The sequence below is a fragment of the Pseudonocardia sp. SID8383 genome, from assembly GCF_009864975.1.
In the GTDB taxonomy this organism is placed as follows: Bacteria; Actinomycetota; Actinomycetes; order Mycobacteriales; family Pseudonocardiaceae; genus Pseudonocardia; species Pseudonocardia alni.
This window is the reverse complement of the sequence record NZ_WWFY01000082.1, coordinates 1-3,528: the sequence shown is the minus strand read 5'-3', so window position 1 is coordinate 3,528 and position 3,528 is coordinate 1. Positions and strand designations below refer to the sequence as shown.

General features: G+C 75.9%; 2 protein-coding genes and 1 pseudogene. 2 read left to right on the top strand and 1 reads right to left on the bottom strand.

The annotated features are described in order from the left end of the window. Both GTW08_RS02040 and recG read left to right on the top strand, forming a co-directional pair. Positions 1–1,040: pseudogene (locus GTW08_RS02040) on the top strand (dihydroxyacetone kinase); the annotation flags it as partial. Continuing rightward, positions 1,041–3,206: an ATP-dependent DNA helicase RecG gene (gene recG / locus GTW08_RS02035; protein WP_073578211.1), complete on the top strand. Its 2,166-nt coding sequence runs from the start codon at positions 1,041–1,043 to the stop codon at positions 3,204–3,206. It abuts the pseudogene before it with no gap. A 4-nt stretch (positions 3,207–3,210) separates the two neighbouring features. Here the strand turns inward: recG and GTW08_RS02030 are convergent. Continuing rightward, a partial coding sequence (locus GTW08_RS02030) for a hypothetical protein (protein ID WP_202416271.1) occupies positions 3,211–3,528 on the bottom strand: 318 nt, incomplete at its 5' end.

Genomic DNA, 3,528 nt, shown 5'->3' with positions numbered 1-3,528 from the left:
ACGCGGGCGGACTGGGCCTGGTCGTCGTGCTGGACGCGCTGGTCGCCGCGGCGGGCGGTGATCCGGGGCCGCCGCCGTCGTCGCAGGTGGGGACGCCCGGTCCGGCCTCGACGGTCACCGCCGACGGCGAACTCGTGCCGTGGGTGCCCCAGCCGGTCTACGAGGTCACCTACTGGCTGCCCGGGCCCGACCCGGCCGCGCTGGAGACGCTGCGTGCCCGGCTCGCCGGGCTCGGGGACTCGGTCGGTCTCGCCGGGGACGGCGGTGGCGGGGTGATGGTGCACGTGCACACCACCGAGGCCGGGCCCGCGGTCGAGGCGGGACTGGCGGTCGGGCGCCCGTCGGGGATCCGGATCGAGGCGTTGCCGCCGGCGCCGCCGACCCGGGACCGCGCGGTCCTGCTGATGATCGAGAGCAGCGGGGCCGGGGCGCTGGCCCGGGCCGCGGGCGGGAACGTGCTGGTCGCCGACCCGGACCCGACCGTCGACGAGGTCCTGGCCGCGATCCGCGCGACCGGCGCCGAGCACGTCGTGGTGCTGCCGTGCGCGACGCACCGGCGCACGGTCACCGAGACCGCGGCCGAGCGGGTGCGGTTCGAGGGCATCGACGTGGTGGTGATCCCGGCGAGCTCGGTGCTGCAGGGCCTGGCCGCGCTCGCGGTGCACGACCCGGCCCGTCGCGCCCCGGACGACGTCGTCGCGATGGCCGAGGCCGCGGCCGCCACCCGGACCGGTGGGCTGGCCGTCGCGGAGGCCGAGGCGCTCACCTGGGCCGGTCCCTGCCGCCCGGGGGAGATCCTCGGGATCTCCGACGGCGAGGTCGTGCTGATCGCCCCGGATCTCGCTGTCGGTGCCCTGTGGTTGGCTCACCGCATGCTCACTCCGGGTGGGGAGCTGGTGACCGTGCTGCTCGGCTCGGCCGCCCCCGACGAGCTCGGGGAGCGGTTCGCCGAGGACCTGCGCCGCACCCACCCGGAGGTCGACGTCGTGGTGCACCGGGGGGAGCAGGGCGACTACCCGCTGGTGCTGGGAGTGGAGTAGATGGACGACGGGTTCGACCTCGACAGCAGGCTCGACGGGCCGCTCGGGCGCAAGGCCGCCGACGCGCTGGCCCCGCTCGGGCTGGAGACCGTCGGGGACCTGCTGCGGCACTACCCGCGGCGCTACGTCGACCGCGGCCGGCTCACCGAGATCGCCGGGCTGGTCGCGGGCGAGCACGTCACCGTCGTCGCGGCGGTGGCGCGCGCCGAGCTGCGGGAGATGCGCAACCGGCGCGGGAAGATGCTCAAGGCCGTCATCCGGGACGAGAAGGGCGGCGAGCTCGACGCCACCTTCTTCAACGGCTGGAAGCTGCAGGGCTTCATCAAGCAGGGCGTCGTCGGCGTCTTCTCCGGCAAGGTCGGGGTGTTCAACAACCGGCTGCAGCTGACCCACCCGCAGTTCGAGGAGATCGAGGAGAGCGACTCGCTGCGCCCGTTCCTGTCGGTCTACCCGGCGAACGCGAAGGTGACCTCGCAGGCCATCGCGCGCTCGGTGCGCCAGGTCCTGGAGCAGATCGACGACCCGACCGACCCGCTGCCCGAGTCGCTGCGCGAGCGGGAGAAGCTGCCCGAGCTGGGGCGGGCGCTGCGGCGCATCCACGTGCCGGAGACCGAGGCCGACCTGTTCGCCGCCCGGCACCGTCTGGTGTGGGACGAGGCGCTCGGTGTGCAGCTGGCGCTCGCGCTCCGGCGGGAGGCCGCCGTCGCGCGGCCTGCCCCGGTGTGCCCGCGCCGCGACGACGGCCTGCTCGCCGCGTTCGACGCGGGCCTCCCGTTCCCGCTGACCGAGGGCCAGCAGGAGGTCGGCGAGCAGGTCGCCGCGGACCTCGCCCGCGAGTACCCGATGAACCGCCTCGTGCAGGGCGACGTCGGCGCGGGCAAGACGATCGTCGCGCTGCGGGCGATGCTGCAGGCCGTCGACGCGGGCACCCAGGCCGCGATGCTGGCCCCCACCGAGGTCCTCGCCGCCCAGCACGCCCGCTCGCTGCGCGCGATGCTCGGCGCGCTCGGTCGCGGCGGCGAGCTCGGCGCGGGGGAGGACGCGACCGCGGTGACACTGCTGACCGGGTCGATGGGGGCGAAGGCCAAGCGGCAGGCGCTGCTCGACGCGCAGTCCGGGGCGGCGGGGATCGTCGTCGGGACCCACGCGCTGATCCAGGACACCGTCGGGTTCGCCGAGCTGGGGCTGGTCGTGGTCGACGAGCAGCACCGGTTCGGGGTGGAGCAGCGCGACGCGCTGCGCGCCCGCGGCGAGAAGGCCCCGCACATGCTGGTCATGACGGCCACGCCGATCCCGCGCACCGTGGCCATGACCGTCTACGGGGACCTGGCGGTGTCCGAGCTGAAGGGGTTGCCGAAGGGCCGCTCCCCGGTCGCGACGACGGTCGTGCCGCTGGCCGAGCACCCGTCGTGGATCGAGCGGGTGTGGCAGCGGATCCGCGAGGAGGTCGAGGCGGGCCACCAGTGCTACGTCGTGTGCCCCCGGGTCGGCGGGACGGAGAAGGAGGACGCCGAGGAGCCCCCGCCGGACGACGACGGCGGCGAGGAGCGGCGCGCCCCGCTCGCGGTGCTCGACATCGCCCCGCTGATCGAGGAGAAGCTGGCCGGGCTGCGGGTCGGGATCCTGCACGGCAAGCTCCCGCCGGAGGAGAAGGACACCGTGATGCGGGCCTTCGAACGCGCCGAGCTCGACGTGCTCGTCGCGACCACGGTGATCGAGGTCGGCGTCGACGTGCCGAACGCGACCGGGATCGTGCTGCTCGACGCGGACCGCTTCGGCCTGTCCCAGCTGCACCAGCTGCGCGGCCGGGTCGGCCGGGGCAGCGCACCCGGCCTGTGCCTGCTGGTCACCGACATGCCCGCCGCGACCGCCGCCCGCGAACGGCTCGACGCGATCGCCGGGACCACCGACGGCTTCGAGCTGGCCCGCCTCGACCTGGAGCTGCGCCGCGAGGGCGACGTGCTCGGGTCGAGCCAGTCCGGCTCCCGCTCGGGGCTCAAGCTGCTGTCGCTGCTGCGCCACGGCGAGGTCATCGAGAAGGCCCAGGTGTACGCCCGGCACCTGGTCGCCGACGACCCGGGCCTGGCCGGCCACCCGCGGCTGCGGGACCTGGTGGGGGAGACCCTCGGCGACGAGGAGCGGGCCGCCTACCTGGACAAGTCCTGACCGGTCACGGCCCGGGGAGCTCGCCCCGGGCCGCGGCGTCCAGCCGGGCGCGGGCCGGGCGGGGCAGGTGTACCCGTCCGGACCGTTCCAGCCGGTCCAGCTCGACGCGGGCGCGGCCGTAGGCGGCGAGCCGCTCGGGTTCGGAGTCGGAGTCCCGCGCGGTGGTCAGCAGCTTCACCACCCGCTCGACGGTGCGCCGCTCCCCGGGGTCCAGCCCGGCGAGCCGGATCCGGTCGGCGGCGTCGACCGCGGCGGTCCAGGCGCGGCGGGCGGTGTCGACGGCGCGCACGTGGGTCCCGGCGTGCGGCTCGCCCGGGTAGCC